The sequence below is a fragment of the Enterobacter nematophilus genome, from assembly GCF_026344075.1.
GTDB lineage: Bacteria > Pseudomonadota > Gammaproteobacteria > Enterobacterales > Enterobacteriaceae > Enterobacter > Enterobacter nematophilus.
The window spans coordinates 268,299-280,622 of record NZ_JAPKNE010000003.1 but is presented as its reverse complement, the minus strand read 5'-3'; the positions used below and the strand labels follow the sequence as shown (position 1 = coordinate 280,622).

Sequence of the window (12,324 nt, the reverse complement as noted above, 5' to 3'; positions counted from 1 at the left end):
GAGGCGAGTGCTACTCTCGTTATCGGCAGGGTGCGGGGAAATTATAACCTTTTGTGATTATTTTTCGTTAGCGTGGCTTCACAGGTAGCACAGCCACGATTAAGCATTCCCTTTCAACATCACAGGGTTTGGGCATGTCGTCGCTTATCCGGATGATTTATGATTTGATAAACACAGAATAAAAACGTTGTTTCGAAAATTCATTAAATAAGAAAGGAGACATCATGTCCTGGTACCCTGACGCTACCCGCTACGAGAATATGCAGTACCGCTACTGTGGCAAGAGCGGCCTGCGCCTGCCCGCGCTGTCGCTGGGCCTGTGGCATAGCTTCGGCCACGTTCAGCCCCTTGATTCCCAGCGCGCGCTGCTGCGTAAAGCCTTCGACCTCGGGATTACCCATTTCGATCTTGCCAACAACTACGGCCCGCCTGCGGGTAGCGCGGAAGAGAACTTTGGCCGCCTGCTGCGTGAGGACTTTGCCGGGTATCGCGACGAGCTGGTTATCTCCACCAAAGCCGGTTACGACATGTGGCCGGGGCCGTACGGTTCGGGCGGCTCACGCAAGTATCTGCTCGCCAGCCTCGACCAGAGTCTGAAGCGCATGGGTCTGGAATACGTGGATATTTTCTACTCTCACCGCGTGGATGAAAATACGCCAATGGAAGAGACGGCCTCCGCGCTGGCTCACGCGGTTCAGAGTGGGAAAGCGCTGTACGTAGGCATTTCCTCCTACTCCACCGAGCGCACACAAAAAATGGCCGCGCTGCTGCACGAGTGGAAGATCCCGCTGCTGATCCACCAGCCGTCCTATAACCTGCTTAACCGCTGGGTCGATAAGACCGGCTTGCTGGATACGCTGGAAGCAAACGGCACGGGGTGTATCGCTTTTACCCCACTGGCGCAGGGTCTGCTGACCGGAAAATACCTGAACGGTATTCCGGAAGGTTCACGCATGCAGCGCGAAGGGAACAAAGTGCGCGGCCTGACGCAGAAAATGCTGACCGAAGCTAACCTGAACAGTCTTCGTCTGCTCAATGAGATGGCGCAGGCGCGCGGGCAGACGATGGCGCAGATGGCACTAAGCTGGCTGCTGAAAGATGCACGCGTTACTTCAGTGTTGATTGGCGCGAGCCGCCCTGAACAGCTTGCTGAGAACGTTCGGGCGCTGGATAACCTGCGCTTTACGGAAGATGAACTGACGCGGATTGACCAGCACGTGGCGGATGGGGAACTGAATTTGTGGCAGGCGTCGTCGGATAAATAGTGCAGTCCGATGCTTTCGCCCCTCACTCTAACCCTCTCCCCTCTGGGGAGAGGGCAGGGTGAGGGGGGATGTGTACCTTATTTCTTACTGATCTTATCCAGATACCCCATCACGAACGCCGACAGCACAAACGTCAGGTGGATAATCACATACCACATCAGCTTATTATCCGGGACGTTTTTCGCGTCCATAAACACGCGTAACAGGTGGATAGAGGAGATCGCCACTATAGATGCCGCAACTTTATTCTTCAGCGATGACGCATCCATTTTCCCGAGCCAGTTGAGCTTTTCTTTATGCTCGGCGATATCAAGCTGAGAGACGAAGTTCTCGTAACCGGAGAACATCACCATCACCAGTAAGCCGCCCACCAGCGTCATATCCACCAGCGACAGCAGAACAAGAATTAAATCGGCTTCCGCCACGGAGAAAATGTTAGGCAATACGTGGAAAATCTCCTGGAAGAACTTGATCGTCAGGGCGACCAGGGCCAGGGAAAGACCGAAATAGACGGGTGCGAGCAGCCAGCGAGAGGCATACATTGCGTTTTCAAAGAAGCGTTCCATAAAATCCTGTCTGCAAACGAAACCAGCGCTCAGTATATCTCAACGGCGCTGACTGTTTGCAAGAACTAACCAGTACGTCACTCAGATGTCGTCCGGGTTAACCTCTGGACGCGCATACTCCGGCCAGACCAGCACCACCAGCTCCGGGTAGGCTTCCAGGCTAAACTCGCGAAAACACTGGCGAAGGTTTAATACGTCCAGGTCGGAATACGAGACCTTCTCACCGTTAAGACAGCGCTTTTTGATGTTGTCGTAATATTTATAAACCGCTGAATTCAGATCGCTACAGCGACGCTGCGCCTCAAACAGACCGGGCGTGTCGTTAATTTCCGACATTTTCATGCGCTTAATTGTCGCGTGTAAGAAATCGATATATTCATGATTCACCCGCCAGTACCAGACAGGCGTAACGGAGTTCATCAAAACAGAGAAATGATCTTCTCCTTCCTCTTTTGTCATCAGTTCAGGCTGTGGCGGTTCACTGGTGTCTTTCGACACTTTCGTTTTATTGAACTCCTGCATCAATAAAAGCACACCAGCGGTCAGTAATAGTAATGTGATGACCGTAAAAAAGATGCTGTTCATGGGTTGGCTCCATTTTTTTTGATTTTAAAATTGCCTCATGATATTGTCAACGAATCTCACGCCTTTACCAACCCCACCCTGTTGAAATTAAAGGAAATTAAAAATGCTGCCCGACTATCTCGTCCCGGCTAAGTACCACATTACGCCTGTGGAACAGCAACCGACGGAAGAAGAAAAAAAGGCCAGTTTCACTCAGGGGAAAAGAAAGCTCTCTGATTTCGAGCCTGATATATTAATTGGCGTTTCCCGCACTGGCAAATCCCGTAATATGCTGCTGGAAGAGCACGATCGCCATATAAAAGACCGCTTATTTCGGGCTATAAAAATTGAAGCTTTTGTCCACCTGCTGAATGACCTGCAGGCAGAAGGCGAAATAGATGCCCAGAAACTAAGTCAAATAATGGCCGAAAAAACGAAAGAAATAAATGAGGCCGGCAATGAAATTTGGCTTAATCTAATTACGCGAGAAAAAAACAACCCTATTTTTTATACCCTGGGGGAAGATTAACGTGAAAGAAGTTAAAGACAATGACGTTTATTTGACTTTAGATGATAAAAAAAGTGATGAATTTATCTTAAAGCAAAATATCGAGGCGCTGAGAAATGCAAAAAATGCCGAGATGACGCGTATTACACAAGACCTGGTATCGATCCCGGCAACGCTGGTGCGTCTGAAATGGCAGAATCGCCGCGAAATTTATCCGCTACAGGTCAAAGAAGAGATTTACGGCACCGTGATGAACGCCATCATTGAACAGCTTCCGGAACTGAAAGAGAAACTGCTGGGACGTCTTGAGGCTAACTATCAGTATCTGCTTGCCAGAGAAGTCGCCACCCTGCGCCTGACGCGCAAACTGTCAGCCGGTGAGTACCGTACGTCCAACGTCACCTGCGTTGCGCTCGATGAAGACGCGCTGGCAGCCCCCTCTTCCGCACCGACGGACAACAAAAGCGCATAAACCAACAGGTATAAAAAAAGCCGGCTTTCGCCAGCTTCTTTATCACTTCGAGGCCGCTTTCTCTTCCCCGACCAGCCCAATCTTCAGATAACCCGCCTGATGCAGCGTGTCCATTACCTTCATCATGGTTTCGTAGTCGACGGTTTTGTCCGCCCGGAAGAAGACGGTAGTGTCCTTCTTGCCGCCGGTAAGCTGATCCAGCGCCGGAATAACGGAAGCATCCGTTACCGGGTCGTTCCCCAGGAACATGGATTTATCCGCTTTCACCGACAAATAAATTGGCTTTTCCGGACGCGGCTGCGGCTGGCTGGAGGAGGCAGGCAGATTCACCTTCACGTCGACCGTCGCCAGGGGGGCTGCCACCATAAAGATAATCAGCAGTACCAGCATGACGTCGATAAACGGCGTCACGTTGATTTCGTGCATTTCGCCGTTATCGTCCAGATTTTCGTTGAGACGCATTGCCATACAATCAACCTACGCGCAGTTTAGACGCCGCATGCACCGGCTTCACGGCGCTGGCATTCAGGTCGAGATCGCGGCTTTGCAGCAGCAGAACCTGAGCGGCAACGTCGCCGAGCGTGGCTTTGTAGTTGCCGATCATACGCGCGAAAATGTTGTAGATAACTACCGCCGGAATTGCCGCGACCAGACCGATTGCCGTCGCCAGCAGCGCTTCCGCGATACCCGGCGCAACTACCGCCAGGTTGGTGGTCTGGGTCTGGGCAATGCCGATAAAGCTGTTCATGATGCCCCAGACCGTACCGAAAAGACCGATGAACGGTGAAATCGCGCCGATGGTCGCCAGATACCCATTGCCGCGTCCCATGTGTCGGCCAACGGCCGCAACGCGACGCTCCAGACGGAAACCGGTACGCTCTTTAATGCCTTCGTTATCTTCACTGCCGGCGGAGAGTTCCAGCTCGTTCTGAGCTTCATTCACTAACAGGGTGGTCAGGCTTTTCGCGTGGAAGGATGAGGTCATCTCAGAAGCCTGATCCAGAGAGCGGGCTTCAGCCAGCTGCTGCTGTTCCCGCTTGAGGCGACGCTTCTGCGAAAGCAGCTCGGCGCTTTTGCTGAAGAAGATAGCCCAGGTGACAACGGACGCCAGAATCAGGCCGATCATCACAATCTTAACCACGATGTCAGCATGATGATACATGCCCCAAACGGAGAGATCCGTCTGCATCAAATTATTACCCACTCTGTATCTCCAGGACGCAAATCACAAAATCTGAACGTAATAATATCAAAAAGTCGTCGAATTGATAGTCGTTCTCATTAGTATTTACATGGTGCCGTAATTTTCGCTCAGTTTCCTTGCGCTTACGCAGTAAAAATTTCTTATGCGCTTTTTTGCTAATATTTTCTGCTTATTCGATAAGCATGCGGGTGCAGTTTTTTACAATCGTGGTAGTCTGGACGTCCAGACGTATAAAAACAGGGTTAGCGAACATGACGAAGAAGCATCTTGATACCACGCTGGTGCAGGCGGGACGCAGCAAGAAATACACTCAGGGATCGGTCAACAGCGTGATTCAACGCGCCTCCTCGCTGGTGTTTGATACCGTTGAGGAGAAGAAAATCGCCACGCGTAACCGCGCAAAAGGCGGGCTGTTCTACGGTCGTCGCGGCACGCTAACCCATTTTTCACTTCAGGAAGCGATGTGCGAGCTGGAAGGCGGCGCGGGCTGCGCGCTGTTCCCGTGCGGGGCGGCAGCGGTTGCCAACACTATTCTGGCGTTTGTGGAACAGGGTGACCATATCCTGATGACCAACACCGCCTATGAACCCAGCCAGGATTTCTGCACCAAAATTCTCAGCAAGCTCGGCGTGACCACCGGCTGGTTTGACCCGCTGATTGGTGAAGGCATTGCTGAACTTATCCAGCCAAACACGCGCATTGTGTTCCTGGAATCTCCCGGCTCCATCACCATGGAAGTGCACGACGTTCCGGCTATCGTGAAGGCCGTGCGCAGCAAAGCGCCAGAGGCGATCATCATGATCGACAACACCTGGGCGGCAGGCGTGCTGTTTAAGGCGCTGGAATTCGATATTGATATCTCGATTCAGGCGGCAACGAAATACCTGATTGGCCACTCTGACGGGATGATTGGCACCGCGGTTTCCAACGCGCGCTGCTGGGACCAGCTGCGGGAAAATGCCTACCTGATGGGCCAGATGGTCGACGCAGACACGGCATACATGACCAGCCGCGGTCTCCGCACGCTGGGGGTTCGCCTGCGTCAGCATCATGAAAGTAGCCTGAAAATTGCTGAATGGCTGGCGCAGCATCCGCAGGTTGAGCGCGTGAACCATCCGGCGCTTCCGGGAAGTAAAGGCCACGAATTCTGGCAACGTGACTTTACGGGCAGCAGCGGGCTGTTCTCGTTTGTGCTTAAAAAACGGCTGAGTAATGACGAGCTGGCAAGCTATCTGGATAATTTTACCCTCTTCAGCATGGCCTACTCCTGGGGCGGTTTTGAATCCCTGATCCTGCCGAATCAGCCGGAGCAGATCGCGGCCCTGCGCCCCGGCGGTGAGGTGGACTTCAGCGGCACGCTGATTAGATTGCATATCGGTTTAGAAAATGTGGACGATTTAATTGCGGATTTATCTGCAGGGTTTGAACGTATCGTGTAGAGTGCGGGCTTAAAATGTACTCCCCGGACGCTTTTGTGAACACTGCAAGCAGAAAAGTCTGCATGAGTTGCGCCTGCGATCAATCCCGACAGGTGAAATTGGGAGTACAATAGCGTTATCTCTGCTGTTCCACAGGAAAGTCCATGGCTGTTATTCAAGATATTATCGCGGCGCTCTGGCAACATGATTTTGCCGCCCTGGCGGATCCCCACGTTGTAGGCGTCGTCTATTTCGTGATGTTCGCGACGCTGTTTCTGGAAAATGGATTACTGCCAGCCTCGTTTTTACCCGGTGACAGTTTGCTTTTGCTTGCCGGGGCGTTGATCGGCAAAGGCGTCATGGACTTTGCGCCCACGATGGTTATCCTCACCTCCGCCGCCAGCCTGGGCTGCTGGCTGAGCTATCTGCAGGGCCGCTGGCTGGGTAACACGCGCGTGGTGAAAGGCTGGCTGGCGCAGTTACCCCATAAATACCATCAGCGCGCGACCTGTATGTTTGACCGACACGGCCTGCTGGCGCTGCTGGCCGGGCGTTTCCTAGCGTTTGTTCGCACCCTTCTGCCCACCATGGCGGGTATTTCCGGGCTGTCTAACCGCCGCTTTCAGTTCTTCAACTGGCTGAGCGGCCTGCTGTGGGTCGGTGTCGTGACCACGTTAGGCTACGCGCTGAATATGATCCCGTTTGTGAAACATCACGAAGATCAGGTGATGACCTTCCTGATGGTGCTGCCGATCTTCCTGCTGGTGGCTGGCCTGGTAGGGACTATTGCGGTGGTGATTAAGAAAAAGTATTGCAGTGCATAACCCCCTCATCCTGACCCTCTCCCCACAGGGGAGAGGGAAAAAAGCCTAAGCTCCCTGCATGGTTCGGATGCGTGATGCATCTTCTCCCGGCGTGACGCCGAAATAGCGCTTAAACTCCCGACTGAACTGCGACGCGCTCTCATACCCGACGCGCATGGCCGCCGCGCTGGCCTTCATGCCGTCGTGGATCATCAGCATCCGCGCCTTATGCAGGCGGTAGGTTTTGAGGTACTGCAGCGGCGAGGTGCTGGTCACCGACTTAAAGTTATGGTGAAACGCCGAAACGCTCATGTTCGCTTCCGCCGCCAGCTGGTCAACGCTGAGGTTCTCCGTGTACTGGCTTTCAATACGCTTGAGCACGCGGCTGATCAGGCTGAAGTGGGTCTGTCGGCTCACCAGCGCCAGCAGCGCCCCGCCGCCCGGCCCCAGCAGCACGTGGTAAAGAATTTCGCGGATAATCTGCTTGCCCAGAATACGCGCGTCCAGCGGCCTTTCCATCACGTCCAGCAGGCGCTCAATGGCGCAGAGGATCTCTTCGGACAGCGTCGCCGAGTTAATCCCGCTGGAGGCCATCGACGGCTGGAAAAGCTCGTCTTCGCCAATCTCCATCAGCAGCTCCTGCAGCTGAAGAATATCGACGTTGACGCGAATACCCGCCAGCGGGACCGCCTCTGTCGCGAAGGTTTCACATTCGAAGGGTAAAGGTACCGTCAGGAGCAAATATTCATTGGTGTCGTAGCGGAACACGCGCTCGTTGATATAGCCAATCTTATGGCCTGAAAAGAGAAAAACGATGCCCGGCTGGTACATCACCGGCGTGCGCGTGCCGGGCTGCGTGCCGTAGAGCAGGCGAATGTCCGGCAGCAGGTCGCTGACGCTATTTTCTTTATCTATCAGTCTTTTAATCTGCGCCGTGAGCTGATGGCAGATTGCTTCGCGGTTCATTTTACGTTACTCCGGGTACGGTTTCCGACCCTCACAGTCTGCGCATTTTTACGAAGTTTCTCCAGCGCTCTGTAGAAATGGGCAAGACATCGGCAGGAATGTGCATTGAGAGCCTGGCCCCGGACGGCCACAATGAGCAGCATCAGGTAGCCATCAGCGCCACCACGGTTTTTCACCCACTAAAGGGAACGAGCAATGAACAACTTTAATCTTCACACCCCAACCCGCATTCTGTTTGGTAAAGACGCCATCGCCGACCTGCGCGCGCAGATCCCTGCTGACGCCCGCGTGCTGATCGCCTACGGCGGCGGCAGCGTGAAAAAAACCGGCGTGCTGGACCAAGTTTACAGCGCCCTGGACGGACTGGACGTGCGTGAGTTCGGCGGCATTGAGCCAAACCCGTCTTACGAAACGCTGATGAACGCGGTGAAAATCGCCCGCGAAGAAAACATCACCTTCCTGCTGGCGGTCGGCGGCGGCTCCGTGCTGGACGGCACTAAGTTCATCGCGGCGGCAGCGCACTACGCTGACGGCGTTGACCCGTGGCATATTCTGGAAACCCGCGGCAGCGACATTAAAAGCGCAATCCCGATGGGCTCCGTGCTGACCCTGCCGGCCACCGGCTCTGAATCCAACAAAGGCGCGGTGATCTCCCGCAAAACCACCGGCGACAAGCAGGCCTTTATGAACGAACACGTTCAGCCTGTGTTCGCTATTCTGGATCCGGTGTACACCTACACCCTGCCCGCGCGCCAGGTCGCGAACGGCGTGGTCGACGCCTTTGTTCATACCGTTGAACAATACGTGACCTACCCGGTAAATGCCAAAATTCAGGATCGCTTCGCGGAAGGCATTCTGCTGACGCTGATTGAAGACGGCCCGAAAGCGCTGAAAGAGCCGGAAAACTACGACGTGCGTGCCAACGTTATGTGGGCCGCGACGCAGGCGCTGAACGGCCTGATCGGCGCTGGCGTGCCGCAGGACTGGGCAACCCATATGCTGGGCCACGAGCTGACGGCGATGCACGGCCTCGATCACGCTCAGACGCTGGCCGTTGTGCTGCCTGCCCTGTGGAACGAAAAACGGGATACCAAGCGCGCTAAACTGCTGCAGTACGCCGAGCGCGTGTGGAACATCACCGAGGGTTCTGACGATGCGCGTATTGATGCCGCCATTGAAGCAACCCGTAACTTCTTTGAAAGCCTGGGCGTGCCAACGCGTCTTTCCGGCTACGGCCTGGACGGCAGCTCCATCCCTGCCCTGCTGGCAAAACTCGAAGAGCACGGCATGACCCAGCTGGGCGAGCACGGCGACATTACGCTTGACGTGAGCCGTCGTATCTACGAAGCGGCACGCTAAGCGTTTTTGTCTCGCGACTTTCGTTTTTTGACATTTCGTCCAGACTTAATGCACACCCCATCGTCGGAGTCCCCCTCCGACGATGCGCACCTGAAGGAGGAAAAATGGCAAACCAAACCGTAATCAAGCTGCAGGACGGCAACGTGATGCCCCAGCTGGGGCTAGGTGTATGGAAAGCCGGTAACGACGAGGTCGTCTCCGCCATTCATAAAGCACTCGAAGTCGGCTATCGGTCGATTGATACCGCCGCCGCGTACAAAAACGAGGACGGCGTGGGGACCGCGCTGGCCAGCGCCGGCGTCCCCCGCGATGAGCTATTCATCACCACCAAACTGTGGAACGACGATCAAAAGCGCCCCCGTGAAGCGTTGCAGGAGAGCCTGGAGAAACTCCAGCTCGATTTCGTCGATCTCTACCTGATGCACTGGCCGGTTCCGGCCATTGACCATTATGTTGACGCCTGGAAAGGGATGATTGACCTGCAGAAAGAGGGGCTGGTGAAAAGCATCGGCGTCTGTAACTTCCAGGTGCATCACCTGCAGCGCCTGATTGACGAAACGGGCGTCGCACCGGTGATTAACCAGATCGAGCTGCACCCGCTGCTGCAACAGCGTCAGCTTCACGCCTGGAACGCCACCCACAAGATCCAGACCGAGTCCTGGAGCCCGCTGGCGCAGGGCGGTGAAGGCGTGTTCGATCAGAAAATCATCCGCGACCTGGCGGATAAATACGGTAAAACCCCGGCGCAGATCGTCATTCGCTGGCATCTGGACAACGGCCTGGTGGTCATTCCGAAATCGGTCACGCCGTCGCGCATCGCCGAGAACTTCGACGTCTGGGATTTCCGACTGGACAAAGACGAGCTGGGTGAGATTGCGAAGCTGGATAAGGGCAAGCGGCTTGGGCCGGACCCGGATCAGTTTGGCGGGTAGTTTTCCCCCTCCCCCTCACCCTGCCCTCTCCCCAAAGAGGAGAGGGCAGGGTGAGGGGCAATGACCTCATCGTTATCCGATCTTACGTTTTCCCGTTTTTTTCGTTCCCGTAGCCCCACCGTTCGAACGCTGATGCACAATCGGCGTGTGCTTGGTCAGCGCCGGGCGCGTATTGCGGTTCTGGCGGCGCGCTTCGCGCATCTCATCCAGCGTTGGTGCCGGCACCAGACAGTCGCGGCGCGAGCCAATCAGATGCTTTTTCCCCATATCTTCCAGCGCCTGGCGGATCAGCGGCCAGTTTTTCGGGTCGTGGTAACGCAGCAGCGCCTTATGCAGACGGCGCTGTTTATCCCCTTTCGGCACCACCACCTCTTCACTCTTGTAGCCAATCTTACTCAGCGGGTTTTTGCCGGTGTAATACATGGTCGTCGAGTTGGCGAGCGGAGAAGGATAGAAGTTCTGCACCTGGTCCAGACGGAAGCGACGCTGCTTCAGCCACAGCGCCAGGTTCACCATGTCTTCATCGCGCGTGCCCGGGTGCGCGGAGATGAAGTACGGGATCAGATACTGCTCTTTACCCGCCTGTTTCGAGTAGGTGTCGAACAGCTGCTTAAAGCGATCGTAGCTGCCCATGCCCGGCTTCATCATCTTCGACAGCGGGCCTTCTTCGGTGTGCTCCGGCGCAATCTTCAGATAGCCGCCGACGTGGTGCGTCGCCAGCTCTTTGATATAGCGCGGATCTTCCACGGCGATGTCGTAACGCACCCCGGAGGCGATGAGGATCTTCTTGATGCCCTTCAGATCGCGCGCGCGGCGGTAGAGGTTGATCGTCGGCTCGTGGTTGGTATCCATGTGCTCGCAAATGCTCGGGTAGACGCAGGAGAGACGACGGCAGGTCTGTTCCGCGCGCGGCGACTTGCAGCGCAGCATATACATGTTCGCGGTTGGGCCGCCGAGATCGGAGATCACGCCGGTAAAGCCCGGCACCGAGTCGCGAATGGCTTCGATCTCATTGATGATCGAATCTTCAGAGCGGCTCTGGATAATGCGCCCCTCGTGTTCGGTAATGGAGCAGAACGAGCACCCGCCGAAGCAGCCGCGCATGATGTTGATCGAGAAGCGGATCATCTCATACGCCGGGATACGGGCGTTGCCGTACGCCGGGTGCGGCACGCGCTTGTACGGCAGCGCAAAGACGCTGTCCATCTCTTCGGTGGAAAGCGGGATCGCCGGCGGGTTGATCCAGATAAAGCGCTCGCCGTGCTTCTGCATCAGCGCGCGGGCGCAGCCCGGGTTGGTTTCATGGTGCAGAATACGGGACGCGTGCGCGTAAAGCACCTTGTCGGCTTTCACCTTCTCGTAGGACGGCAGCAGCACGTAGGTCTTTTCCCACGGCTTCGGGCGCGGAGGCTGCACGACGATAGCCTTCGCTTCCGCTTTCTTCGGCTCAACCGGCTTGTTATCGGCACACGGCAGATCTTCACCGTACGGGTGCGGGATCGGGTCGATTTTGCCCGGCATATCAATGATGCGAGAATCCACCCCGCTCCAGCCCGGCAGCGCCTCTTTCACCATGATCGCAGTATTGCGCACGTCGCGGATGCTGCTCACCGGCTCGCCCTGCGACAGGCGGTGCGCCACTTCCACCAGCGGACGCTCGCCGTTACCGTAAATCAGCATGTCGGCCTTGGAGTCCACCAGCACCGATCGACGCACGGTATCTGACCAGTAGTCGTAGTGCGCGGTGCGGCGCAGGCTCGCCTCGATGCCGCCGAGGATCACCGGCACGTCTTTCCAGGCCTCTTTGCAGCGCTGGGTATAGACCAGGGTCGCGCGGTCCGGACGTTTGCCCGCCACGTTATCCGGCGTGTAGGCATCGTCATGGCGCAGCTTGCGGTCGGCGGTATAGCGGTTGATCATCGAGTCCATGTTGCCTGCGGTCACGCCGAAGAACAGGTTCGGTTTTCCCAGACGCATAAAGTCGTCTTTGCTGTTCCAGTCGGGCTGGGAGATGATCCCCACGCGGAAGCCCTGCGCTTCGAGCATGCGGCCGCAGATGGCCATGCCGAAGCTCGGGTGGTCAACGTAGGCATCGCCCGTGACCAGAATGATGTCGCAGCTGTCCCAGCCCAGCTGGTCCATCTCTTCCCGGGACATCGGCAGGAACGGCGCCGGTCCAAAGCAGGCCGCCCAGTACTGGGGCCAGGAGAAGAGGTCACGATCCGGCTGGATCAGGGAGATTGCGCTCATAATGCTTCCGAAGAAAA

At 55.8% G+C, this 12,324-nt stretch carries 13 protein-coding genes; 7 read left to right on the top strand and 6 right to left on the bottom strand.

Going from position 1 to position 12,324, the window contains the following annotated elements; all coding sequences use genetic code 11:
- Positions 1-224: 224 nt before the first annotated feature.
- Positions 225-1,265, top strand: coding sequence for an aldo/keto reductase (locus OSH03_RS11095; protein ID WP_266179050.1), 1,041 nt, complete (start codon positions 225-227; stop codon positions 1,263-1,265).
- 77 nt (positions 1,266-1,342) lie between these two features.
- On the opposite strand, the gene OSH03_RS11090 is transcribed toward OSH03_RS11095, so the two are convergent.
- Together OSH03_RS11090 and OSH03_RS11085 are read right to left on the bottom strand one after the other, a co-directional pair.
- Positions 1,343-1,831, bottom strand: a complete 489-nt coding sequence (locus OSH03_RS11090; protein ID WP_006811956.1) for a TIGR00645 family protein — start codon at positions 1,829-1,831, stop codon at positions 1,343-1,345.
- Between the two features lie 81 nt (positions 1,832-1,912).
- Entirely contained in the window at positions 1,913-2,416 is a 504-nt protein-coding gene (locus OSH03_RS11085) for an ESA_00282 family adhesion-associated protein (RefSeq protein WP_266179049.1), read from the bottom strand.
- Between the two features lie 103 nt (positions 2,417-2,519).
- Here OSH03_RS11085 and OSH03_RS11080 point away from each other — a divergent pair, with 103 nt between their 5' ends.
- Together OSH03_RS11080 and OSH03_RS11075 are read left to right on the top strand one after the other, a co-directional pair.
- Positions 2,520-2,924: a hypothetical protein gene (locus OSH03_RS11080; protein WP_014885230.1), complete on the top strand. Its 405-nt coding sequence runs from the start codon at positions 2,520-2,522 to the stop codon at positions 2,922-2,924.
- Position 2,925: 1 nt separating this feature from the next.
- Complete coding sequence (locus OSH03_RS11075; RefSeq protein WP_266179048.1) at positions 2,926-3,375, top strand: cytoplasmic protein; 450 nt, start codon at positions 2,926-2,928, stop codon at positions 3,373-3,375.
- 42 nt (positions 3,376-3,417) lie between these two features.
- On the opposite strand, the gene exbD is transcribed toward OSH03_RS11075, so the two are convergent.
- Both exbD and exbB read right to left on the bottom strand, forming a co-directional pair.
- Positions 3,418-3,843, bottom strand: coding sequence for a TonB system transport protein ExbD (exbD, locus tag OSH03_RS11070; protein ID WP_032643392.1), 426 nt, complete (start codon positions 3,841-3,843; stop codon positions 3,418-3,420).
- 4 nt (positions 3,844-3,847) lie between these two features.
- Complete coding sequence (exbB, locus tag OSH03_RS11065) at positions 3,848-4,579, bottom strand: tol-pal system-associated acyl-CoA thioesterase (protein ID WP_061097068.1); 732 nt, start codon at positions 4,577-4,579, stop codon at positions 3,848-3,850.
- A 251-nt stretch (positions 4,580-4,830) separates the two neighbouring features.
- Between exbB and metC the strand changes: the two genes are divergently transcribed.
- Positions 4,831-6,018: a cystathionine beta-lyase gene (metC, locus tag OSH03_RS11060; RefSeq protein ID WP_253543297.1), complete on the top strand. Its 1,188-nt coding sequence runs from the start codon at positions 4,831-4,833 to the stop codon at positions 6,016-6,018.
- Positions 6,019-6,161: 143 nt separating this feature from the next.
- Complete coding sequence (gene yghB / locus OSH03_RS11055; protein ID WP_266179047.1) at positions 6,162-6,821, top strand: DedA family general envelope maintenance protein YghB; 660 nt, start codon at positions 6,162-6,164, stop codon at positions 6,819-6,821.
- Between the two features lie 45 nt (positions 6,822-6,866).
- Here the strand turns inward: yghB and OSH03_RS11050 are convergent, their stop codons facing one another.
- The gene (locus OSH03_RS11050; RefSeq protein WP_253543298.1) at positions 6,867-7,766 is read right to left on the bottom strand and encodes an AraC family transcriptional regulator; all 900 of its coding nucleotides are present in this window, start codon (positions 7,764-7,766) and stop codon (positions 6,867-6,869) included.
- A 195-nt stretch (positions 7,767-7,961) separates the two neighbouring features.
- On the opposite strand from OSH03_RS11050, the gene yqhD reads away from it, so the two are divergent.
- Together yqhD and dkgA are read left to right on the top strand one after the other, a co-directional pair.
- Entirely contained in the window at positions 7,962-9,125 is a 1,164-nt protein-coding gene (gene yqhD / locus OSH03_RS11045; protein ID WP_266179046.1) for an alcohol dehydrogenase, read from the top strand.
- Positions 9,126-9,229: 104 nt separating this feature from the next.
- Positions 9,230-10,057 (top strand): 2,5-didehydrogluconate reductase DkgA, encoded by an 828-nt coding sequence (dkgA, locus tag OSH03_RS11040; RefSeq protein WP_061097063.1) that lies wholly within the window; start codon positions 9,230-9,232, stop codon positions 10,055-10,057.
- A 72-nt stretch (positions 10,058-10,129) separates the two neighbouring features.
- Here dkgA and OSH03_RS11035 read toward each other — a convergent pair whose 3' ends face one another.
- On the bottom strand, positions 10,130-12,307 hold the full coding sequence (locus OSH03_RS11035; protein WP_266179045.1) for a YgiQ family radical SAM protein: 2,178 nt from the start codon (positions 12,305-12,307) through the stop codon (positions 10,130-10,132).
- Between the last annotated feature and the right edge of the window lie 17 nt (positions 12,308-12,324).

Coding starts and splice junctions, on each gene's coding strand:
- OSH03_RS11095 (WP_266179050.1), top strand. CDS start 225: ATGTCCTGGTACCCTGACGCTACCCGCTACGAGAATATGCAGTACCGC.
- OSH03_RS11090 (WP_006811956.1), bottom strand. CDS start 1,831: ATGGAACGCTTCTTTGAAAACGCAATGTATGCCTCTCGCTGGCTGCTC.
- OSH03_RS11085 (WP_266179049.1), bottom strand. CDS start 2,416: ATGAACAGCATCTTTTTTACGGTCATCACATTACTATTACTGACCGCT.
- OSH03_RS11080 (WP_014885230.1), top strand. CDS start 2,520: ATGCTGCCCGACTATCTCGTCCCGGCTAAGTACCACATTACGCCTGTG.
- exbD (WP_032643392.1), bottom strand. CDS start 3,843: ATGGCAATGCGTCTCAACGAAAATCTGGACGATAACGGCGAAATGCAC.
- metC (WP_253543297.1), top strand. CDS start 4,831: ATGACGAAGAAGCATCTTGATACCACGCTGGTGCAGGCGGGACGCAGC.
- yghB (WP_266179047.1), top strand. CDS start 6,162: ATGGCTGTTATTCAAGATATTATCGCGGCGCTCTGGCAACATGATTTT.
- OSH03_RS11050 (WP_253543298.1), bottom strand. CDS start 7,766: ATGAACCGCGAAGCAATCTGCCATCAGCTCACGGCGCAGATTAAAAGA.
- yqhD (WP_266179046.1), top strand. CDS start 7,962: ATGAACAACTTTAATCTTCACACCCCAACCCGCATTCTGTTTGGTAAA.
- dkgA (WP_061097063.1), top strand. CDS start 9,230: ATGGCAAACCAAACCGTAATCAAGCTGCAGGACGGCAACGTGATGCCC.
- OSH03_RS11035 (WP_266179045.1), bottom strand. CDS start 12,307: ATGAGCGCAATCTCCCTGATCCAGCCGGATCGTGACCTCTTCTCCTGG.